The organism is Streptomyces mabaensis (assembly GCF_053763515.1).
In genome coordinates this window covers 182,346-203,495 of the sequence record NZ_JBSOPZ010000004.1, presented here as the reverse complement: position 1 = coordinate 203,495, position 21,150 = coordinate 182,346, and the positions used below count along the sequence as shown (strand labels likewise).

General features: G+C 71.2%; 20 protein-coding genes. 9 read left to right on the top strand and 11 right to left on the bottom strand.

Going from position 1 to position 21,150, the window contains the following annotated elements:
• Nucleotides 1-205: 205 nt before the first annotated feature.
• The 3 genes from ACWV17_RS05370 to ACWV17_RS05360 all read left to right on the top strand — a co-directional run bounded on the left by ACWV17_RS05370 (nucleotide 206) and on the right by ACWV17_RS05360 (nucleotide 1,722).
• Nucleotides 206-703 (top strand): DUF2975 domain-containing protein, encoded by a 498-nt coding sequence (locus ACWV17_RS05370; protein ID WP_455358674.1) that lies wholly within the window; start codon nucleotides 206-208, stop codon nucleotides 701-703.
• Complete coding sequence (locus tag ACWV17_RS05365) at nucleotides 703-924, top strand: helix-turn-helix domain-containing protein (protein WP_455358673.1); 222 nt, start codon at nucleotides 703-705, stop codon at nucleotides 922-924. Before ACWV17_RS05370 ends, ACWV17_RS05365 begins: the two co-directional genes overlap by 1 nt.
• Before the next feature lie 198 nt (nucleotides 925-1,122).
• Nucleotides 1,123-1,722, top strand: a complete 600-nt coding sequence (locus ACWV17_RS05360) for a hypothetical protein (RefSeq protein WP_455358672.1) — start codon at nucleotides 1,123-1,125, stop codon at nucleotides 1,720-1,722.
• A 101-nt stretch (nucleotides 1,723-1,823) separates the two neighbouring features.
• On the opposite strand, the gene ACWV17_RS05355 is transcribed toward ACWV17_RS05360, so the two are convergent.
• Nucleotides 1,824-2,390 carry a ferredoxin gene (locus ACWV17_RS05355; RefSeq protein ID WP_455358671.1) on the bottom strand — a complete coding sequence of 189 codons (567 nt, stop codon included), beginning with the start codon at nucleotides 2,388-2,390 and terminating at the stop codon, nucleotides 1,824-1,826.
• A gap of 22 nt (nucleotides 2,391-2,412) precedes the next feature.
• Complete coding sequence (locus ACWV17_RS05350) at nucleotides 2,413-3,351, bottom strand: EamA family transporter (protein WP_455358745.1); 939 nt, start codon at nucleotides 3,349-3,351, stop codon at nucleotides 2,413-2,415.
• A gap of 736 nt (nucleotides 3,352-4,087) precedes the next feature.
• Between ACWV17_RS05350 and ACWV17_RS05345 the strand changes: the two genes are divergently transcribed.
• The 6 genes from ACWV17_RS05345 (at nucleotide 4,088) to ACWV17_RS05320 (ending at nucleotide 11,184) form a co-directional block, all read left to right on the top strand.
• Nucleotides 4,088-5,662, top strand: coding sequence for a S8 family serine peptidase (locus tag ACWV17_RS05345; protein ID WP_455358670.1), 1,575 nt, complete (start codon nucleotides 4,088-4,090; stop codon nucleotides 5,660-5,662).
• Nucleotides 5,663-5,900: 238 nt separating this feature from the next.
• The gene (locus ACWV17_RS05340) at nucleotides 5,901-6,653 is read left to right on the top strand and encodes a GntR family transcriptional regulator (protein ID WP_455352681.1); all 753 of its coding nucleotides are present in this window, start codon (nucleotides 5,901-5,903) and stop codon (nucleotides 6,651-6,653) included.
• Nucleotides 6,654-7,016: 363 nt separating this feature from the next.
• The gene (locus ACWV17_RS05335) at nucleotides 7,017-7,202 is read left to right on the top strand and encodes an SPOR domain-containing protein (RefSeq protein WP_455352680.1); all 186 of its coding nucleotides are present in this window, start codon (nucleotides 7,017-7,019) and stop codon (nucleotides 7,200-7,202) included.
• A 29-nt stretch (nucleotides 7,203-7,231) separates the two neighbouring features.
• Complete coding sequence (locus ACWV17_RS05330) at nucleotides 7,232-7,636, top strand: (deoxy)nucleoside triphosphate pyrophosphohydrolase (RefSeq protein ID WP_455358669.1); 405 nt, start codon at nucleotides 7,232-7,234, stop codon at nucleotides 7,634-7,636.
• A gap of 139 nt (nucleotides 7,637-7,775) precedes the next feature.
• Nucleotides 7,776-8,291, top strand: coding sequence for an ATP-binding protein (locus ACWV17_RS05325; protein ID WP_455358668.1), 516 nt, complete (start codon nucleotides 7,776-7,778; stop codon nucleotides 8,289-8,291).
• 178 nt (nucleotides 8,292-8,469) lie between these two features.
• Nucleotides 8,470-11,184: a SpoIIE family protein phosphatase gene (locus ACWV17_RS05320; RefSeq protein WP_455358667.1), complete on the top strand. Its 2,715-nt coding sequence runs from the start codon at nucleotides 8,470-8,472 to the stop codon at nucleotides 11,182-11,184.
• A gap of 60 nt (nucleotides 11,185-11,244) precedes the next feature.
• Here ACWV17_RS05320 and ACWV17_RS05315 read toward each other — a convergent pair whose 3' ends face one another.
• The 9 genes from ACWV17_RS05315 to ACWV17_RS05275 form a co-directional block, all read right to left on the bottom strand.
• The gene (locus ACWV17_RS05315; protein ID WP_455358666.1) at nucleotides 11,245-12,981 is read right to left on the bottom strand and encodes a ricin-type beta-trefoil lectin domain protein; all 1,737 of its coding nucleotides are present in this window, start codon (nucleotides 12,979-12,981) and stop codon (nucleotides 11,245-11,247) included.
• A 368-nt stretch (nucleotides 12,982-13,349) separates the two neighbouring features.
• On the bottom strand, nucleotides 13,350-14,072 hold the full coding sequence (locus ACWV17_RS05310; protein WP_455358665.1) for a PspA/IM30 family protein: 723 nt from the start codon (nucleotides 14,070-14,072) through the stop codon (nucleotides 13,350-13,352).
• 32 nt (nucleotides 14,073-14,104) lie between these two features.
• Nucleotides 14,105-16,219: a TPM domain-containing protein gene (locus ACWV17_RS05305; protein WP_455358744.1), complete on the bottom strand. Its 2,115-nt coding sequence runs from the start codon at nucleotides 16,217-16,219 to the stop codon at nucleotides 14,105-14,107.
• Nucleotides 16,220-16,293: 74 nt separating this feature from the next.
• Nucleotides 16,294-16,749: a type II toxin-antitoxin system VapC family toxin gene (locus tag ACWV17_RS05300; protein ID WP_455358664.1), complete on the bottom strand. Its 456-nt coding sequence runs from the start codon at nucleotides 16,747-16,749 to the stop codon at nucleotides 16,294-16,296.
• Nucleotides 16,746-17,018 carry a hypothetical protein gene (locus tag ACWV17_RS05295; protein WP_455358663.1) on the bottom strand — a complete coding sequence of 91 codons (273 nt, stop codon included), beginning with the start codon at nucleotides 17,016-17,018 and terminating at the stop codon, nucleotides 16,746-16,748. Before ACWV17_RS05295 ends, ACWV17_RS05300 begins: the two co-directional genes overlap by 4 nt.
• 231 nt (nucleotides 17,019-17,249) lie before the next feature.
• Nucleotides 17,250-18,035 carry a succinate dehydrogenase/fumarate reductase iron-sulfur subunit gene (locus tag ACWV17_RS05290; protein ID WP_455358662.1) on the bottom strand — a complete coding sequence of 262 codons (786 nt, stop codon included), beginning with the start codon at nucleotides 18,033-18,035 and terminating at the stop codon, nucleotides 17,250-17,252.
• Nucleotides 18,032-19,999 carry a fumarate reductase/succinate dehydrogenase flavoprotein subunit gene (locus ACWV17_RS05285; RefSeq protein WP_455358661.1) on the bottom strand — a complete coding sequence of 656 codons (1,968 nt, stop codon included), beginning with the start codon at nucleotides 19,997-19,999 and terminating at the stop codon, nucleotides 18,032-18,034. Before ACWV17_RS05285 ends, ACWV17_RS05290 begins: the two co-directional genes overlap by 4 nt.
• 14 nt (nucleotides 20,000-20,013) lie before the next feature.
• Nucleotides 20,014-20,847, bottom strand: coding sequence for a hypothetical protein (locus ACWV17_RS05280; protein ID WP_455358660.1), 834 nt, complete (start codon nucleotides 20,845-20,847; stop codon nucleotides 20,014-20,016).
• A gap of 55 nt (nucleotides 20,848-20,902) precedes the next feature.
• The gene (locus tag ACWV17_RS05275; RefSeq protein ID WP_455352668.1) at nucleotides 20,903-21,145 is read right to left on the bottom strand and encodes a hypothetical protein; all 243 of its coding nucleotides are present in this window, start codon (nucleotides 21,143-21,145) and stop codon (nucleotides 20,903-20,905) included.
• Nucleotides 21,146-21,150: the final 5 nt, after the last annotated feature.

Here is a 21,150-nt window from a genome sequence, read left to right as displayed (position 1 = left end):
CGTGGCTGTCTGCGTACGCTCGGCCCGGTCCGGTGGGCCGCCCCTCCAGCAGGCTCGATAGGCGCGGCGTAGCGGCTCGACCGCCCCGTCGGTCTCCAGGTTCGTCGGCGTCATGCCGCCCGTCCGCGGGCTGGGTTGTCGCTGACCTTGTCGCACCTATCGAATCACGATAGCTTTCCATCGTTGCTCGATCGAAGGAGGGGCGATGGGAAAGCTGACAGTGCTTGCGCTGCGCGCCGTGATCGTGGTGCTGCTCGCCGGCTCGGTGTTCGTGCAGGCGGTGATGGTGCCGCTGCTGGGTATCGACCTGAAGGAGCTCGACGCGGACCTCGCGTACTTGCGCACCCCGTTCCTCGTGATCACGGTTCTGGGCGTCCTGACAGTCCAGGTCGTCCTGATCTGCGTGTGGCGGCTGGTGACGATGGTGCGACGCGGAACGGTGTTCTCCCACGCCGCCTTCCGGTACGTGGACGTCGTGATCGGCGCGTTCGCAGCGGCCGCCCTCCTGGTCTTCGCGCTCGGCTTCCTCCTGGCGCCGGGGGAGGCCGTCCCCCCGGGCATCGTCCTTCTGGTGGGCGGGGTCGGCGTCGCGGTGCTGGGGGTCGCGCTCATTGTGCTCGTGCTGCGGATGCTGCTCGCCCAGGCCGTCGCACGCGACGTCGAGGCGGCACAAATGCAGGCCGAGCTGGACGAGGTGATCTGATGCCGATCGCCGTCGACATCGACGTGATGCTGGCCAAGCGGAAGATGTCCGTGGGCGAGCTCGCGGAACGCGTCGGGATCACGCCCGCCAACCTGGCGGTGCTCAAGAACGGCCGCGCCAAGGCGGTGCGCTTCGCGACGCTCGCCGCGCTCTGCGAGGTGCTCGAGTGTCAGCCGGGAGACCTGCTGCGCTGGGAGGCCAAGGACGCCCTGGACCAGTGACGTTTGAAGGAGGGCGGCCTGGTACGGCTCTACGTTGCGCGGCTCCAGCCCGTCGGTGACCTGGCCGTGCTGGTCGCAGGCGCCGAGGGTCCTGGTCATTGCGCTGGGCCTCGACCAGGAGGACTTTCTTGGCTCCGCCAGGCATGGTCGGCCGACGGAACGGTGGCATGGATTTCCGCAGCCTCCATAATCGGGCCCATGGACGTCGTCCGGATACTCGAAGGTGCATGTCTGCTGGTGCCCGAAGTCCTCGCTACCGAGAACGACATCACCGCTTCGGACGTCTGGGACTACCTCGCGCACGACGAGTGGGAAGTGGCGCTCGACCTGCTTCAGGAGCTCGGCGGCAGCCGCGTTCAGCCCGGCTTCTGGGACGAGATGGAGCGTGCGGCCGGGCAGCTGGGGCTGGAGCGGAGCCGGGCGTGGTGCCGGTGGCGGAGTTACGAGGCGGGGGCGGGGATCATCCGCGCCGATCTCGTCCTCAGGTCTGCCGGCGAGAGTTTCCGGCGCACGCCGATCCCCGGTGCCGGGATTCTCCGCCCGATGTGGGACATCGGCACGTGCAGGGACGAGGGAGAGTCCGAGCTGCGCATCGCCGCCATGTGGGTCGAGTTCGCTCCGGAACTCCCGCCGGGTGGTCGCGCCGCGGTGCGGCTCCTGCCCCTGGATCCCACACATTGGCGCGGCCTTGCCCCCGGGGACGTCGTCACCCTGTACGAATGCGCTCGGCCAGGCGGCACGGCGACGATCCTGGAGGTGCCGCCTCCAGCGGTGCAGGCTCTTGCGGGCCAAGGGTGACTGGTTTGGCCTGACGCTTCCGGGCCAAGCCAAGGGAGCATCAACAGCGGCCTGCAAGCCGCTGTGAACCGCATAGGGCCGCCTCGGACGCCGCGCCGCCGCTACAGCTCGGGCAGAGCTTCGCCGTCGCGGGGTTCGCGGGAATCCGACAGCCAGAAGTGGTAGCCGCGCAGGTATGAGGCAAGGCCGCCGTCGATGTAGGTGACGTAGTCGCGCAGGCCTTGCGCGGCGTCGTGGTAATGGCCGCGGAACTGCGGATGGGTGTTCTCGCTCCACTCGGCGGCGAGATCGACCGCCCACGCGCGCACCCGACCCCGGTTGCGCCACCAGTCGCGTACGGCGGCCACGGTCCAGTGCTCGTCACCGTCCCACGCGTAGCCGCTGTAGAGCTCCAACTGGGCGGCGGATACGAGGGATTCGACCTCGGTTTCGTTCACGGGCTGGCGGTAGACGAACTCCGTGCCGAAGCCGTCGCCGAAGTCGTTGTCGTACGCGATGTGATCCGGTGCGTCCAACCTCCCGATGGCCATGCTGTCGGTTGCCGCTCCGTAGAACGGGCCAGGCACATTCCGCCAGTTCCGCTCCGCCCAGTTGCCCGTGAAACAGTCCCGGCCCGCAGCCTCGACGATGCGTCTCGCGGACGCCAGTGGATTCCAGTAGGCCGTCATCGCGGCGCCCCCTTCTGCTGCTTCAGCGTCTGCGTTCCGTGCTGACGATGACGCAGACCCCCGCCACCACGATTCCGCCGCCGAGGGCGATCGGCCAGGTCAGGCGCTCGTTCAGGATCAGGCTGCCGAGCAGTACGGCCACCACCGGGTTCACGTACGCGTACGTCGAGACCAGCGACAGCGGGGCCGAGTGCAGCAGCCAGGCGTACGCCGTGAAGCCGACCAGGGAGCCGAAGACGATGAGGTAGGCGAGGGCGAGCCAGGACCGGGTGGAGATTTCGGCCAGGTCGAGGCCCTGGTGCTCGCCGCGGGTCAGGCCCAGCAGCAGGCAGCCCAGGCCGCCGGCGAGCATCTCGTACGCGCTGGCGGCGAAGGGGTTCGCCGGCATCGGGATCTTCGCCGAGGAGAACGAGCCGGCCGACCACAGCAGGGTCGCGATGATGACCGTGATGACGCCGGAGAGCTGCACCTCGCCGCTCAGTCCCGGCACCGTCAGTACGACCAGACCGGCCAGGCCCAGCAGTACGCCGCCGAACGTCCACAGCGGTGGCCGGTCGCCCGAGCCGGTGCGGAGCAGGACGACCCACATGGGCACCGCCGCCACCAGGAGCGCGGCGAGGCCCGAGGGAATCGCGGTCTCGGCGAGGACGACCAGACCGTTGCCGCCGAGGAGCAGCAGGAGGCCGACCACAGCCGCGGAGGCGAGCTGCCGCCGCGTCACGCGCAGGGCGGCCAGGCCCTGCCGCCAGGCCACCAGCGCGGTGAGGAGCAGGCCGGCCACGATGAACCTGCCGCCCGCGGAGAGGAACGGCGGCATGGTCTCCACCGCGATACGGATCCCCAGGTACGTGGAGCCCCAGAGGACGTAGACGATGGCGAGGGCGCCCCATACCGCGCCGGAGACCCGGCGGGCAGCGGGCGGCTGGAATGCGTGGGACGGCTGTGGCGGTTGGGGCGGTATACCGGCGAGGGAGGCCGCGGGCTCTGCCGGGGCTTTTCGAGTGAACACGAGGCAGGATCCTAGGGATTTGGGCGCGGAAACACCAAGGATTTTGCCCGCAAGCGGGCAGCCGGAGACGATTTTGTCGACCGCGGAGGGTGTTTGGCTCTCTTTCAGTCCATCAAGTGCCGCCGCGGTGCGCTGGCGGGAATCGGACATGAGCCCTGAAGTCTTGGGGAAGCGGTGGAGAAATGGCGGAGCTACGGTGTGCGTCCTCGCTGAGAGTGACAGCCGTCACATGCGCCCCGCCCGACCGTCAACCGCCTCGCAGCGCCGCGGACTCGGGTGTCCGGGGCGTCCTGAGGCCGAGTTGGCTCGATCTGTGCGGCGCTGAGGGCGCAGAGAAAAGCAGGTCCCAGGGGCCCCGGGCAGCCGGCCGGGCTCGGCGGCCATCGGCTCGGCGACGGGGTGGACGGTATCCGTCCGGCAGTCGTGTCGCGAGAGGCCGTGGCGTCGCACGCGTCAGCCTATGTCGCCATTGGTGACGTGGTGTCATGGCGGAGGTGTGGCAAGCGCGTTACGCCTGTGTAGAACCCTTGTGGGATTCCTATGCATGCGTCAATCTTTCGCTGGCAGCCGGACAGCGAGCCGTCGCAGAACCCGTGGCGACGGATTGTCATGCCCCTGTCGATCTATCCCCTGCACCCCCCACAGCACCCCCCACCGCAACGCACCACCTATGAGGAGGACCCCTCACATGTCTGTGATGCGTCATTCCCGGCGAAGAATTGCCGGCATCAGCGCGACCGCCGTCGCCGCCCTCGCACTCGGCGCGGTCACCGCGCTCCCCGCCGTCGCCGCGGACGCCGCCGCCGCCGAAGGCCGGATCGAGAACGCGGGCGCCCCGGGTGCCATCGCCGGAAGCTACATCGTCACGCTCGACGAATCGGCGGCCGACGCCGGATCCGCCGAGGGCCGGGCGCTGGCGAAGAAGTTCGGGGCGAAGATCAAGAAGACGTACCATGCGGCGCTCAACGGCTACGCCGTCGAGCTGACCGAGGCTCAGGCGAAGAAGTTCGCCGCGGACCCGGCCGTCGACTCGGTCGTGCAGAACCGCGTCTTCACGGTCTCCGGAACCCAGCCCAGTCCGCCGTCCTGGGGTCTGGACCGGATCGACCAGAGAAACCTTCCGCTGAACCAGAGTTACACCTACCCGGACAAGGCCGGCGAGGGCGTCACCGCGTACGTCATCGACACCGGTGTCCGGATCAGCCACAGCGACTTCGGCGGCCGGGCATCCTACGGCTACGACGCCATCGACAACGACAACACCGCCCAGGACGGCCACGGCCACGGCACCCACGTGGCCGGCACCGTCGCCGGCAACGCCTACGGTGTCGCCAAGAAGGCCAAGATCGTCGGCGTCCGCGTGCTGAACAACCAGGGCTCGGGCACGACCGCCCAGGTCGTCGCCGGCATCGACTGGGTGACCCAGAACGCCGTCAAGCCGGCCGTCGCCAACATGAGCCTCGGCGGCGGCGCGGACTCCGCGCTCGACACGGCCGTACGCAACTCCATAGCCTCCGGCATCACCTACGCGGTGGCGGCGGGCAACGAGTCGACCGACGCCTCCACCAAGTCGCCCGCCCGCGTCGGTGAGGCGATCACGGTCGGCGCGACGACCAGCTCGGACGCCAAGGCGAGCTACTCCAACTACGGCAGCGTGCTGGACATCTTCGCCCCCGGCTCGTCCATCACCTCCGCGTGGAACTCCAGCGACACGGCGACGAACAGCATCTCCGGTACGTCGATGGCGTCCCCGCACGTCGCCGGCGCGGCCGCCCTGTACCTGGCGGACAACCCGTCGTCCACCCCGTCCCAGGTGTCGACCGCGCTGGTCAACGCCGCCACCACCGGGGTCGTGACCAGCCCGGGCAGCGGTTCGCCGAACCGCCTGCTGTACGTCGGCGGCGGCACCACCCAGCCGCCCGGCAAGAAGTTCGAGAACACCGCCGACTACGCGATCAACGACAACGCCACCGTGGAGTCGCCGGTCACCGTCAGCGGAGTCTCCGGCAACGCGCCCGCCACGCTGAGCGTCCCGGTCGACATCAAGCACACCTACATCGGTGACCTGAAGGTCGACCTGGTCGCCCCGGACGGCACCGTCTACACCCTGCACAACCGCAGCGGCGGCAGCGCGGACAACATCATCCGGACGTACACGGTCAACGCCTCGGCGGAGGCCGCGAACGGCACCTGGAAGCTCCGTGTGAACGACAACGCCCGCTACGACGTCGGCAAGATCGACTCCTGGGCGCTGCAGTTCTGACGCGCGGGTGAGCTGACAGGAAGCTGACTGGGAAGTGAAGTAGGGGGCGGGCGCTACGGCGTCCGCCCCCGGCTGCGTCTCCTCGTTCGTACATGGTTCCTGAATGCGTCTCATCCATGTCATCCATGCGTCTCACCCGGCCAAGTCATCACTTCGAGTGAAACTTTGGCCTGCACTTGCGGTCAACAACCCACGGTTGCCACGCTGTTGCTGTCTGTCAACCTGATGGGAGTGGCCAGTGACATTCGGTGAGCAGCCGGCCTATCTGCGCGTCGCGAGTGATCTCCGGCAGAAGATCGTCAGCGGTTCGCTGCCACCGCACACGAGGCTGCCCTCGCAGGCCCGCATTCGCGAGGAGTACGGCGTCTCCGACACCGTCGCCCTGGAGGCGCGCAAGGTGCTGATGGCCGAGGGGCTCGTGGAGGGCCGCTCCGGGTCCGGGACGTACGTACGGGAGCAGCCCGTACCGCGCCGCGTGGCCCGCACGGGCTACCGCCCGGGCGGCGGCTCGACGCCCTTCCGGCAGGAGCAGGCGGAGGGGGGCGCGCGCGGCACCTGGGAATCCAGCAGCGAGCAGGCGGAGGCGGGCCGCGAGGTGGCCGCGCGGCTCGGCATCGCAGCGGGCGACCGGGTGATGCGCACGCGGTACGTCTTCCGGGACGCGGGCGAGCCGATGATGCTCTCCACGTCCTGGGAGCCGCTGGCGGTCACCGGGCGTACGCCGGTGATGCTGCCCGAGGAGGGACCCCTCGGCGGGTGCGGGGTGGTCGAGCGGATGGCCGCCATCGACATCGTCGTGGACAACATGGCGGAGGAGGTCGGCGCGCGTCCTGGTCTGGCGGAGGAGATCATGGCGCTCGGCGGGGTTCCCGGGCATGTGGTGCTGGTCATCGAGCGGACGTACTACGCGTCGGGGCGGGCGGTGGAAACGGCCGACCTGGTGGTCCCGGCGGACCGGTACCGGGTCGCCTATCACCTGCCGGTGAGGTGACTGCGGCCCTGAAGTGACCGCAGCCCCCGTCGAGGGGGTTGCGCGAGGGGGTTGATTTCGGCCGTTTCCGGGCTCTTGATCCGTCCGTCGACGGCATGCGCCTCAAGCGCCGCGAGCAGCAGGGCAGTACGCCACCGGCCTGTCGCCGCAGGGGGTTTGACGCTCCGTCCTGTTCACCGTCGTGCGCGCCGTCGTGCGCCCCTTCGCACGAACCGCCGAGTGGCTGGATGCCTGCTGTGAGCCGTACCTCTTTGTGAAAACCCGTATCCGCTCAGTAAAGGTCGGGCGTAAGCTCGGGCATATGCGGATTGCGGTTTCCTGGGGACTCTCAGAGGTGCGCACGACGGCGGAGGGTGAAACGCAATGAACGACAGCGGTGCCGAGCTGCCGTGGCTGGTGATACGTCAGGACGACAACGGCAACCGCTACCGGGTGGGCCGGTTCGCCACGCGCGCCGAGGCGCAGAAGATCGCCGACAGTCTCGACGACCGGGCGCACAAGCAGCTCTACTGGGTCGAGCGCATCGGCCGGAGCGCGACCCACAACTGAGCGCACCGGCCATCACTTAGGCTCCGCCCATGACAGTACGCGTCGTCGTGGGCGGAGCCCTCTGCCATCAGGGGCGGTTGCTGGCGGCCCGGCGCAGCGCGCCGCCCGAGCTCGCCGGCCGCTGGGAGCTGCCCGGCGGCAAGGCCGAGCCGGGGGAGAGCCCGCAGCAGGCCCTCGTACGCGAGCTGCGCGAGGAGCTGGGCGTCGAGACGGAGGCGCTGGAGCGCATCCCCGGCGAGTGGCCGCTGAAACCCGGATACGTCCTGCACGTCTGGACCGCCCGGCTGCTCTCCGGCGAGCCGCGTCCGCTGGAGGACCATGACGAGCTGCGCTGGCTCGGCCCCGACCAGGTGGGCGAGGTCGACTGGCTGGATCAGGACCGGCCCGCGGTGGCCGAGGCGGTGCGCAGACTGCGCGAGGGGGTGCGCGGCTGACGGCGTACGCCGTCAGTGCCACAGTGCGCCCGCGGGCGCGGTAGCCCGCCCGGAATAGAGGGTATGTGGCTATTAATCCGCCTAAATACCCCTGATGAACCGGACATCGGTCCGCTCGTGGGCTGGGAAGTGATCGGCTTTGAGCCACACCGGAGGCGACTGCGCCGAGTGGACCTTCCCTGCCGAGCCGGACGCCGTGCGGGCCGCCCGCGACGTCGTGCGCACCACCCTGCGCGCATGGGGTCTCCACGAGATCTGCGATGTGACGGTGCTGCTGGTCAGCGAGCTGGTGACCAATTCCCTGCGGTACGCCTCGGGTCCCATCGGAGTCCGGCTGGCCCGGCTGGATGCCGTCCCCGCGCCGACCGCCCCCCAGCCCGCCGGTGCCCCCCAGCCCCCCGGCGACCCCCCGCCCACCGCCGCCGAACCGTCCGTACGCGACGATCCGTCCGTACGCGACGATCCGCCCGCACCTACGGCCCTCCTCGTCGAGATCTCCGATCCGCTGCCGGATCCGCCCCTGGAACGCCGGGCCGCTGCCGACGACGAGGGAGGCCGGGGCCTGCATCTGGTGGCCGTCTCGGCGCGGCGCTGGGGAACCCGGCATGACGAGGCGGGAAAAACTGTGTGGTTCGAGCTCGCCCTGCCTGGTTAGGAGAGTGAAGGGACAACAACGAGGAACAACCACGAGGGACGACGACGATCGCGCATTCACCGGCTCAAAACGAACGAGACCGTGCTGTGATCGTGAACGCCGTGCCGCCGGCGGCCGTAGTGCTGAATACTGCGGTTCAAGGCCGGTCCGGGTGCGGTGAGCTGGAGGGGACGGTCGCGTGAGCGAAATACCTGCGAAGGTGGAAACGCCCGAGGAGCCGACGGGCAACGCCCTGTGGCAGAGCAGTCCACCTGGCTCGATCTATGACTACATCAGGGTCGCCTCCTTCTCCATCGGGCCCGACGGGCTGATCGAGCAGTGGAGTCTGCGCGCCGAGGAACTGTTCGGTCTGGTCGCCCGGGACGCCGTGGGCAAGGATCCGGTCGAGGCGTTCATGCCGGCCGACGCGCGCGACCGCGGACACCGCAAGGTCGCGGAGATCCTCGACGGCAAGGAGTGGACCGGCCTGGTTCCCTTCCGGATGCCGGACCGGCGCGGCGCGCACGGGGTCGCCGAGATCTATGTGATGCCGACCCGGACCGAGAGCGGCGAACGGGCCGCGCTCTGCATCGTGGTCGACGTCCGCGCACTGCGGCGGATCGAGACCGACCTTGCCGCGTCACAGGCGATATTCGGCCAATCGCCCTTCGGCTTCCTGCTGTTCGGTACGGACCTGACGGTGCAGCGCGCCAACCGGCGGTTCGCCACCGTCTTCGGCGGCGCGGCCGACGACCACCGCGGCAAGACCGTGCACGACTACCTCTCCCGCGGCGAGGCGGACCGGATGACCGCCGCGCTCAAGCGCGTACTGGAGACCGGCGAGGCCGTCACCGACATGCAGCTCGTCGGCGCGGCGCCCGGCAGCAAGGACCGCAGGCACTGGTCGATCAACCTCTACCGGGTGCACAGCGGCACCGGCCAGCCGGTAGGGGTCGCCGGCCTCGGCACCGACGTCACCCGCCGCCACCTCGCCGCCCGCGAGGCCGCCAGCGCCCGGCGCAATCTCGCCCTGCTGAACGAGGCCGGCGCCCGTATCGGCAACTCGCTGGACCTGGAGACCACCGCGCGGGAACTCCTCGACGTCACCGTCCCCGGCTTCTGCGACCTGGCCTCCGTCGACCTCTACCAGGGGCTGCTGGCCGGTGACGAGGCCGCCCCCGGCCTCATGGGATCCGACCACGCCGGGGGGTACGGCGGTGGCAGCGCCGAACTGCGCCGGGTCGCCTTCGCCAGTGCCGTCTCCGACGCCCCGCTGGCCGCCCCCTGGTGCGCCGCGGAGGGCAGCGACCCCGGCCCGATCGCGGTGGGCGCCGTCCACCGCTATCCGTTCAACTCGCCGTGCGCGGGCGCCCTGCGGACCGCCCGGCCCCGGCTGATCGACGGCCCGGCGCCCGACGACCTCATCCAGTGCACGCTGGCCGTGCCGATGGTCGCCCACGACACCGTCGTCGGGCTCGCCCAGTTCTCCCGTACCAAGGGCAGCGAGCCCTTCGGTGAGCGGGACCGGGCGCTCGCCGTCGAGCTGGCGGCCCGCGCCGCGGTCTGTATCGACAACGCCCGCCTCTACCGGAGGGAGCACGAGCGCGCGCTGATCCTGCAGCGCAGCCTGTTGCCGCCCGGCGACCCCGAGGCCGCCGGGCTCGACATCGCCTGCCGCTACCTGCCGGGCAATACGGCCACGGAGGTCGGCGGCGACTGGTTCGACGTCATCGAGCTGCCAGGCCACCGCACCGCTCTGGTCGTCGGTGACGTCATGGGGCGCGGCCTGCGGGCCGCCGTGGCGATGGGCGAACTGCGCACCGCCGTACGGACCTTGGCGCTGCTGGACCTGGAGCCCGCCGAGGTGCTGTCCGCGCTGGACGAGATCGCGCGCGGCCTCGGCGCCCCCGGAGGGGGCAAGCAGACACCGCGCGCCGCCCTCCAGTCCCGGGACGCCGACCTCTCCGAGGTCTACCTCGCCACCTGCGTGTACGCCGTGTACGACCCGGTCACCCGCCGCTGCACCTTCGCCAACGCCGGCCATCTGCCGCCGGTCCTTGTCGAGCCCGGAGAGCCCGGCGAGCCCAGCCGGCCCGCGCTGCTGCTCGAAGTGCCGCCGGGGATGCCGCTGGGCGTCGGCGGGGAGCCGTTCGAGGAGGTCGAGGTGGAGCTGCCCGAGGGCGCGCTCCTCGCCCTGTACACCGACGGGCTCGTGGAGTCCCGCGACCATCCGCTCGACGAAGGGCTGCGCAGCCTCCGGGGTGCGCTCGCCGATCCCTCCCGCCCTCCCCCAGCTACCTCCCCCAGACTCCGTCCGGGGGTGCCCCCAGGGAGGTGCCCCCAGTCCGGCCACCACTCCTCGACGGCGGCGCTGCGCACCGACCCCTATCGATCGCTCGAGGACGTCTGCGACCACGTACTGAACACCCTCGACACACGGCACGGCGAGGACGACATCGCGCTGCTGATGGCCAGGGTCCAGGGGCTGCCGCAGGACGCGGTCGGCGACTGGCAGCTGCCGCGCGAACCGCGCTCGGTGGGCAGGGCCCGCGAACTGGCCCGCGCCCAGCTGACCGCCTGGGACCTCGAAGCGCTGGTGGACACCACGGAACTTCTGGTCAGCGAGCTGGTCACGAACGCCCTGCGCTACGGGGAGGGTGAGATCCGGCTCCGGCTGCTGCGCGACCGTACGCTCGTCTGCGAGGTGTGGGACGGGGGCCTGGTCCAGCCGCGCCGGCGGCGGGCGCGCGACACCGACGAGGGCGGCCGCGGGCTCCAGCTCGTCGGCCTGCTCAGCGCGGCGTGGGGCAGCCGCCGGACGCCGCGCGGCAAGACCGTGTGGTTCGAACTCCCGCTTCCCGACGGAGAACCGGTGGCCGAACCCTCCGTCGAGCAGCTGCTGAGCATGTATTAGGCGGACCGAGCGGGCGGCGGCTTCAGGACGCGGCGACGGTTTCAGGATGCGCCGGCGGTTTCAGGACGTGCCGGCGGTCCAGCGCTGGTCGCTGTCTCCGTCGGCCGGGTCGAAGTCGAGCGAGCTGCCCGCCCCGTCCCCCAGGGGCTCCAGGGCGAAGTCCGGCGCGATCCTGGGCCGTATGGCTCCCGCCCCGTCGACGGTGAAGAGCAGGTTCAGGCCGTTCCTGCCGTTGACGGAGGCGCAGGACCAGATGCCGACGCCGCGGTCGGTGTCGCCCCGCGAGTCCAGGCAGTAGGCGGGGTCCGCCTGACTGCGCAGGAGCCCGATGGAGTCCAGCTGCCACTGCTGGGTGGCGGCACCGGTGCACCGGGTCGCGACGACGTCGGTGCGGTTCTGCATCACGCCGTCCACGATGTCCAGGCACAGTCCGGAATCCGCGTTGACGACCCGGGTGTAGCCGCCCCCGGGGACGATCGGCGCCGACCGCGGCGGGGCGCTCTTCGACGGGGCGGGCGCCGGGGAATCGGCGGCGGGCGCGGAGGCGGAGCGCGAGGCGGAGGGGCTCGGCGAGCGCGTGGGCTTCTTCGACGGCGTGGGGGTGGGGCTCACCGACGGGACGGCGACGGGCACGGCCGCGGTCGGCCAGGCGTTCCGGAGCGGGGGCTCCTCCGCGAGGTCGCGCACCGGGGCGGTGTCCTCGGCGGCGGTCGCCAGCAGTGTGCCGGCGACGACGGCCACCGTGGCCGCGACCGCCACCGCGACCAGGACGACGGGCCGGGACGGCCGCCGCGCGCCGTTGCGCGGAAGCCTCTTGCCACGCGGAGTCCCCGCTGCCCGCGGCGTCCTCTCGCCGCGCGGCGGCTTGGCCAGTGCGGCGAGCGCCGGCAGGACGGTTGTCGGCTCCAACCGGTCCTGCTGGGCCGGTACGGCGTCGGGCAGGCCGCGTACGGGACCGCCGGCCGCGTACGCCGCTCCGCCCCAGCGGAGCAGGCCCTCGGCACACACGCCCCGCGGGTCGTCCGCCATCCGCGCCAGCTCCGCGAGCAGCCGGGTGCAGCTGGGGCATTCCGCCAGATGATGCGCCAGATCCTCGCTGTACCGCCGGTCCCCGGGCCGCGCCGCCGCCTCGATGATGCGGCGGAACCCCTGGCACCTCCGGTCTCCGGCGCGTTCCAGAGACGCCTGGATACAGGCCTGGCGCATGGCGTCCTGCGCCTTGATCCGCAGGTCGGGAACGAGGTTCGGGTGGACGCCGAGGAAGGCGGCGACCGTGGCGTCCGGTTCCTCGTCCACCACCGCGTACCAGAGGATGCCCCGGGTCAGTTCCGGCAGCCGGTAGAAGCCGGTGAGCAGGGCGGACGCCGCCTCCGGACGGAGGCAGCGAGGCTCGGGCCAACCCGGCGCGGTGAATTCGGCGGTGTCGTCGATCCATGCGGCGAAGTCGGGTTCGAGCCGGTCACGGCGGCTGCCGGCCGCCCAGTTGAGGCCCACCCGCTGAACGAGCATCAGCAGGTGGTGACGCCAGTTGCCCAGGGGCTCGATGCCCCGGCAGGTCTCCTGGGCAGCGAGGTCGAAGGCCTGCACGGCGAGCTGGTACCCGGCGACCTGGTTGCGTCCGCAGAGCCGGGCATAGGTCAGGACCGCGGGCAGGTGACGGCGCTTGAGCTCCTGGGTGGCGGGGTGGGCGGTCGGGGCACCGGCGCGGATGCGTTCGGTGAGCTCGGCGTCCGGCAGGGCGGCGTAGACCGGTTGCTCGTCCGCGGGATCGGGACCGACCTGGTGGAGTTCTGGCACCCTCGCGACTCCTCGTTCAGTACGGCGCGGCCGACCCGCCTGGCATCGGAGACGCGCCGGTTGTTACCAGCGGGAAACAAGAGCCCATAGTGAGGCAGTGGAACCGGCGTGGAAAGGTGTTTCCCTGGGTAAGTCGCAACCGGACATGTGCCATCGCCCTGGCCGTGTCCGCGGGATCGACCGGACAGCCGCTAGGGCGTGTTGCGAAAGTAGCGCCGTCCGCCCGGAGGGCGGGGCCCGCGGCGTCTGGTGCGTGCGATCGCAAGGCGGAGGATCATCCTCGTACTGGACGTACTTGGATGACTCCGACAACGCGGCGAGCGTGCGTGCCAGGCGTCGCGGGCCAGGCGGGACTTTCGCAACACGCCCTACGAGTCCCGCCCCGACTTGAGGGCGGCCAGCCGTGCGTCCACCTCCGTGCTGTCCGAGAGGCTGTCCAGGCTCTCGAACTGCGCGTCCAGCGAGGAGGCGGCCAGCTCCTGCCTGCCCAGTGCCTTCGCCTCCTCGCGCCGCACCTTGTCCTCGAAACGGCTCAACTCGCTGGTCGGGTCGAGAACATTGATGTTCTTGACCGCGTCCATCATTGTGTTCTGCGCCTGTGCGGTCTTGGCGCGGGCCACCAACTCGTCGCGCTTGGCCTGGAGTTGGATGAGCCTGACCCTCATCTGGTCCAGGCCGTCCTTGAGCTTGTCCACCACCTCGGTCTGGGCGGCGATCGTCGGCGCCGCCGTCCTCGCCTCCTTCTCCGACTGGAGCTGGCGGCCCAGTGCCACCTTGGCCAGGTTGTCGAACCTGTCGGCGTCCGCGGAGGCCCCGGTCCCCGACCGCAGCTCGTCGGCCTTCCGGCTGGCGGCCAGCGCCTTGACGCCCCACTCCCTGGCCGCGTCCACGTCCTCCTGGTGGTCCTGCTCCATGAGCCGCAGATGGCCGACGGTGGTGGCGACCGCCTCCTCCGCCTCCGCGATGTTGTTGGTGTAGTCGCGGATCAGCTGGTCGAGCATCTTCTGCGGGTCCTCGGCCTGGTCCAGCAGCGCGTTGATGTTGGCCTTCGCCAGCTGGGTCACACGGCCGAGGATCGTCTGCTTGGTCATCGGGATCTCCTTGTACGGACTGAGAAGAAGGGTCAGAACCGGCCGCCGCCGCCCATCCGGCCGCGGGTGCCGCCGCCCCCGAACGAACCGGGCCCGCCGCCGAAGCCCCCGCCGAACCCGCCCCCGAATCCGCCCCCGCCCAGGCCCCCGCCGAAACCGCCTCCGCCGCGGCGGCCGCCGCCGAGGAGCTCGCCGAGGATGATTCCGCCGAGCACGGCCCCGCCCATGCCGCCGCCCCCGCGCCCGCCGGCGACGCCGCCTCCCCCGTACGGACTGCTGTACCCGCGCACGTCCTGCTCGGCCAGGGACTGCGCCTCGCGGGCCAGCGCGTCGGCCCGCTGCGCCTCCGCCAGGGCGGCGGAGGCGTCCGACTCCGCCAGCGCCTGCGACTGCTCCAGATGCCGCTGCGCCTCAGCAAGCCGGGTCCGGGCCATGCTGCCGACCGCGCCCCGGCTGGTGGTGATGTAGTCGGCGGCCGCGCCGATCGCGCTGCGCGCGGTCAGCAGCGCCTGGTCCAGCAGCGCCCGGGCGCGCCGGCCGCTCACCTCCCGCTCACGGGCGCCGGACAGCGCGTCGTCCAGTACGGCGTCGGCCTCCTCGACCCGGCGCAGCGCGTCGATGGAGTCGTACCGGCCGCTCTCCTGCTCCTGCCGTACGTCGGCGAGGACGGCCTCGGCGCGTCCGATACGCCCTTGCAGGTCGGCGGTGGACACCCCGGCCGGCGTCCCCTTGAGCAGCCCGCGCGCGTCGGCGAGATCCGTCTCCGTCTCGTCCAGCGCACCGGGCAGCCGGCCCGCGGCCTCCGCCAGTTCCTGGGCGCGGCGGTCGACGGCGTCCACGAGGGTGGCGGCCTGGCCGACCGCGCCCTCGGCGGCACGCACGAACACGGCGGCCTTGCCGTTGTCGCCGCCGTCGACCGCCTGCCGGGCCTGTTCGAGGGCGGTGCCGGCGAATTCGAGCCGGTCCGCCGCCTGCCCGGCGTTCCCGGCCACGGGAGCGGCCGCGGAGTCGGCGTACCGCTGCCGCATCGCGCTGAGGGTGGCCTCGGCGGTGGCGGTACGCCCGGTCAGCTCGCTGAACGCCTCCTCGGCGGCGGCCAGCGCCTGCGGGGCGTTGCGCTCCAAGGCGCGCAGCCGGTCGAAGTCCGCCGACTCGGCGTCGAGGCGGCGGTCGGCCTCCGTGCACCGCGCGACGATCTCCTCCAGCATCCGGCGCCGGGTCGCGTCGTCCTCGGGGTAGGCGTCGTCGAGCTGCTGACGGAGCCGGAAGGCGGCGGTCAGCTCGTTCTTGGCGTACCCGACCGCCTCGGTGAAGGGCCGGGCCGCCTCGTCGCCGAACTGAGCCGCGGCGAAGCCGAGTTCCTCGGTACTGGTGCGGATCGCGTCATCGGTCTCGACCAGGAGCCGCTTGGCCTGGGCGTCGAGTTCCGGCAGCGGAGTCCGCGGCGGCTCCCGCGTTCCGCCCCAGCCGGGGCCCTGGGGCGTGGTCCGGGTCCCGGCCCGGCGCTTCCTGCGGGTGTACGCGTACGCCGCCAGCGCGCCGGCCGCGCCCACCGCCACCACGGGCAGGACCAGATCCCCGGCGCCGCTCTCCCCGCCGGTGCCGGCGCCGCCGGGGTCGGCCGGGCCGGGGGTGATCGCCGGGGCAGGCACGGGCCGGCCGGCCAGCACCGCGGCGTACCCTTCGGCGGCACCGATCGCGGCGCCGGCCCAGTCGTTCTGCCGCAGCGGGGGCTCGATGGCGGTGGCGGCGACGTCCCGCAGCTGCTCCTGGGTGAACCCGGAGTCCAGGCCGGCGGAGTAGGCGTACTGCCGGTCGTGCGTCGCCACGGCCAGCAGCAGGTCGTTCTGCCCCAGCCCGTTGCGCTCGGCGGTCGCGTCGGCCCAGCCCTGCGCGGACCGGCCGGAGAAGTCACGGACGTACGCGACGAAAAGCTGCACGCGCTCGCTGTCGTACAGCCGGTCGAGTGACGCGGCGACGGCCCCGCGGCGGTCTCCGAGCGCGTCCACCAGGTCGGTGATCTGCCCCTCCCGGGACAGCACGATCGGATCCTCGGCCCGAGCCCCGGCCCCGGCGCCCACCACCCAGCCCACCACGAGCAGGGCGAGGACGGCCCGGACGGCGAGGAGGAGCCTGGCACGGCTCACGAGCGGCAACGTCACATGGGGAGGCTATGGTCGGTCACGTCCCCCCGCGACCGGACGAACCGCAGGGCATCCGCTCAGCGGTGTGGCCCCGGAATCACCTCGAGCCGGGGCTCGGTCCGTGCGCGAGGTGCGATCACGTCGCTATAGTGATGGTCGAAGGACAAGATCACCGGCCTTGTCAGACGCCAAGCCAGGGCGGCGTTGACGGTGTCCGTCAGGCCCAGTGCCTGTCCCAGGTACGCGGTCATCAGCGCTTCCGCCTCGCCCAGCAGCCCACCGTTCACCGTCGCGATCTGAACGCGCCCGAGACGCGCGAGGGCGCCGAGCCTTGTGGCCGCGTCGAGCGCTGCGCGCTCTCCGGCGCGCTGGGTGAGCAAGTGGTCGAGTTCCGCCAGGACCAGAGGTGAGACCACCAGGATCCGCGGGGCGTTGAGCGCCGCCACCGCGGCTTGGTGATCACTGTCTCGTCGGTTGTAGGCGGCGACCAGGATGCAGGTGTCCACGACGGCTACCGGCGGGACGTCGCTCACCGGCCGAAGCCCTCTCGCAGGTACTCGTCCGTGTGGGCAGCGAGATCGGCCGGCCCGTCGAACAGCCCCCACTCGGGCACCCGCGGATCCTCGCCGATGGGCTCGGACGGGATCGTCAGTGATCCCGTGGCCCACTCCTCGATGAGCTCCTCAGGCGTGCGGCCGAGAACCGCGGCCAGGTCCCGCAGTATCGCGGCCCTCGGCCCCGTGACCGTCACGCTCGCGGTGATCTTCTCGTCCTGCGGAGGTTCGGCAGGCTGGTCGTCCATCGTTCCTGAACTCCTCATAGTGGCGAGAAGTCCCATTGTGCCCGTATCTCATTCGGCGCAGCAGGAGTTTGCGCATCCAGGAACAGCCGGACGCGGATCGGTAGGCGGGGTTGGCGGGTCGGTCAGTGCCGGCAGCCCGCCCTCGGCGAGCCAGTTCAGGAACGAGGCCCGCTTGCGGCGCTTGACGGCTTCGCGCTCAGGCGCATCCGCACGTTCGCAGTCCATGGCCACTCACTCCCCCCGGCGGCGGATCTTGTTGCCCAGCCAGACCAGCGGGTCGTACTTCCGGTCCACCGCGCGCTCCTTCAGCGGGATCAGCGCGTTGTCGGTGATCTTGATCTGCTCCGGGCAGACCTCCGTACAGCACTTGGTGATGTTGCAGTAGCCCAGCCCGTGCTCGTCCTGCGCCGTCCTCCTCCTGTCCAGGCCCGCCTCGGCCGCCGCGTCCAGGGGGTGCATGTCCAGTTCAGCGACGCGCATCAGGAAGCGCGGGCCCGCGAAGGCCGCCTTGTTCTCCTCGTGGTCGCGCACCACATGGCAGGTGTCCTGGCACAGGAAGCACTCGATGCACTTGCGGAACTCCTGCGAGCGCTCCACATCCATCTGCTGCATCCGGTAGTCACCCGCCTTCACCCCCGGCGGCGGCACGAAGGAGGGGATCTCCCTGGCCTTCGTGTAGTTGAAGGACACGTCCGTCACCAGGTCGCGGACCACCGGGAATGCCCGCAGCGGGGTGACCGTGATCGTCTCCTCGCGCGAGAAGACCGACATCCGGGTCATGCACATCAGCCGGGGCCGGCCGTTGATCTCCGCGCTGCACGAACCGCACTTGCCCGCCTTGCAGTTCCAGCGGACCGCGAGGTCGGCCGCCTGGGTGGCCTGGAGCCGGTGGATGATGTCGAGGACGACCTCTCCCTCGTTCACCTCGACCGAGAAGTCCTCCAGGTCCCCGCCGCCCTGATCGCCACGCCAGACCCGGAAGGTGGCCGTATAGCTGCTGGATGCGCTCGAGGTCACTCGAAAAGCTCCTCTTCGGCGAGGTACTTGACCAGCTCCTCCTTCTCGAAGAGGGCGAGCAGGTCGGAACGGATGGGCTCGGTCGTCGTGCTCACGAGTTCGATCTGACCCTGCACCGGATCGGTGGCCGCCAGCCCCCCCGAGGGGTCGGCGAGCCGGCAGAGCAGGTTCACCCGGCGCCATGCGCGGTCCATGTCCGGGCAGTCCTCGCGGGTGTGCCCGCCGCGGCTCTCCGTACGCTCCAGGGCGGACAGCGCGACGCACTCGCTGACCAGCAGCATGTTCCGCAGGTCGAGGGCGAGGTGCCAGCCCGGGTTGAACTGCCGGTGCCCCTCCACCCCGGCCCGCCGCGCCCGTGCCCGCAGGTCACCCAGCTTCTCCAGGGCGTGCTCCATCTCGGTCGCCCGCCGGATGATCCCGACCAGGTCGTTCATCGTCTGCTGGAGTTCCTGGTGCAGGGTGTACGGATTCTCCGCCGGCCGGCCGTCCGGCGGGCCCGGCTCCGAGGCCTCCGCGCTGAACGGGCGCAGCGCCTCGGCCGCCGCCGCGTCGATCTGGGCCTCGTCCGGCACGGGGCGGACGGCGCCGAGCCCGGTCGCGTACCGCGCGGCGTGCAGTCCCGCGCGCCGGCCGAAGACCAGCAGGTCGGAGAGGGAGTTCCCGCCGAGCCGGTTGGAACCGTGCATCCCGCCCGCGACCTCGCCCGCCGCGAAGAGCCCGGGCACGCCCACGGTGGCGGCGGTGTCGGACTCCACCGCGATGCCGCCCATCACGTAGTGGCAGGTCGGGCCGACCTCCATGGCCTCCGCCGTGATGTCGACGTCCGCCAGCTCCTTGAACTGGTGGTACATGGAGGGCAGGCGCCGCCGGATGACGTCCGCGGGCATCCGGGTCGAGACGTCGAGGAAGACCCCGCCGTGCGGGGAGCCGCGTCCGGCCTTGACCTCGGAGTTGATCGCGCGAGCGACCTCGTCGCGGGGGAGCAGCTCGGGGGGACGCCGGTTGTGGTCCGGGTCCTCGTACCAGCGGTCGCCCTCCTCCTCCGACTCCGCGTACTTGTCCTTGAAGACGTCGGGGATGTAGTCGAACATGAACCGCTTGCCATCGCTGTTGCGCAGGACGCCGCCGTCGCCGCGTACCGACTCGGTGACCAGGATGCCCTTCACCGAGGGCGGCCAGACCATGCCGGTCGGGTGGAACTGCACGAACTCCATGTTGAGCAGCGGCGCGCCCGCGAGCAGCGCCAGCGCGTGGCCGTCGCCGGTGTACTCCCAGGAGTTCGACGTCACCTTGAAGGACTTGCCGATACCGCCGGTCGCGAGGACGACGCTCGGCGCCTCCAGTACGAAGAACCGGCCGGACTCCCGCTCGTAGCAGAAGGCGCCGGAGACACGGGAGTCCGCGGCGGAGCCGCTGTCGGGCACAGTCTTGAGGACCCGGGTGACCGTGCACTCCTGGAAGACCTTCAGCCGCGCCTCGTAGTCACCGAACTCGCGGAAGTCCTCCTGCTGGAGCGAGACGATCTTCTGCTGGAGCGTGCGGATCAGCTCCAGGCCCGTCCGGTCGCCGACATGGGCGAGCCGGGGGTACTCGTGCCCGCCGAAGTTGCGCTGGGAGATCCTCCCGTCGGGCGTACGGTCGAACAGCGCGCCCCACGTCTCCAGCTCCCAGACCCGGTCCGGTGCCTCCTGCGCGTGCAGCTCGGCCATCCGCCACTGGTTGAGGAACTTGCCGCCGCGCATGGTGTCGCGGAAGTGCACCTGCCAGTTGTCGCGCTCGTTGACATTGCCCATCGAGGCCGCGATACCGCCCTCGGCCATCACCGTGTGCGCCTTGCCGAAGAGGGACTTGCAGATCACCGCGGTACGCGCGCCCTGCTCCCGTGCCTCGATGGCCGCCCGTAGTCCCGCGCCGCCGGCGCCGACCACGACGACGTCCCACGGCTGCCGTTCGAGCTGCGTCATCCAGCCCCTCCCATTCAGAAGAACCTCGGATCGTCGAAGGCGCCGGAGGCGACCAGGTACACGTAGAAGTCCGCGGCGGCGACGCTGATCAGCGACGTCCACGCGAGCAGCATGTGGCGCTCGTTGAGCCGGCCGACCCAGCCCCACATCCGGTAGCGGACGGGGTGCTTGGAGAAGTGCCGCAGCCGGCCGCCGATGATGTGCCGGCAGGAGTGGCAGGACAGGGTGTAGAGCCAGATCAGCACGATGTTGACCAGGAAGACCAGGGTCCCCAGGCCCATGTGGCCCCACGCGTAGTGCTCGTCGCGGAAGGCGAGCACGGTGTCGTACGTGAGGATGCCGGCGACCGGGAGGGCCGCGTAGAAGAAGTACCGGTGGATGTTCTGCAGGATCAGCGGGAAGCGGGTCTCACCGGTGTACTTCTTGTGCGGCTCGGCCACCGCGCAGGCCGGGGGCGAGGCCCAGAAGCCCCGGTAGTAGGCCTTGCGGTAGTAGTAGCAGGTCAGCCGGAAGCCGAGCGGGAAGATCAGGATCAGCAGGGCGGGGGACAGGCCCCACCAGCTCCCGAAGATCTCCCAGTTGGGTCCGGCCCGCATCGGCTCGCAGTTCTCCGCCAGACAGGGCGAGTAGAACGGGGAGACGTACGGCGCCGCGTAGTAGTCGGCGTTCGCGAAGGCCCGCCAGGTCGAGTAGACGACGAAGGCGAGGAGGCCGGCCGCGGTCAGGGCCGGGGAGAGCCACCAGCGGTCGGTCCGCAGATGGGGGGCGGCGATGGCGGCGCGCGAGGCGTCGTGCACGCCGCCGCCGCCCGCCGTATTCACTGGGGTGGGTTCGGTGCCTGTGGCCAACGAGGACTCCGTCGTGGAGTGGGGCTGGGGGGCGAGACCTTACGGACACGACCTACTAGGGCGCGTGCCGGTCGCGCAGGCCGAGGCCCTCGTCGTCCGAGTCCGTCCACAGCGCGCTGTTGTACGGCGTGTCGGGGATGTGGACCAGATCGGGGCGCGGTGGCTCGGGCTGAGGCTGGGCGGGCCGGGACGGCTCGGTGAGGCGGAGCCGGTCGACGGTCTGCTCCAGCTCCCCGACGCGGTTGGCCAGCTCGTCGAGGCGGCGCTGAACTGCCGTCAGGTCGTCCTGCTGGGACATGGTGT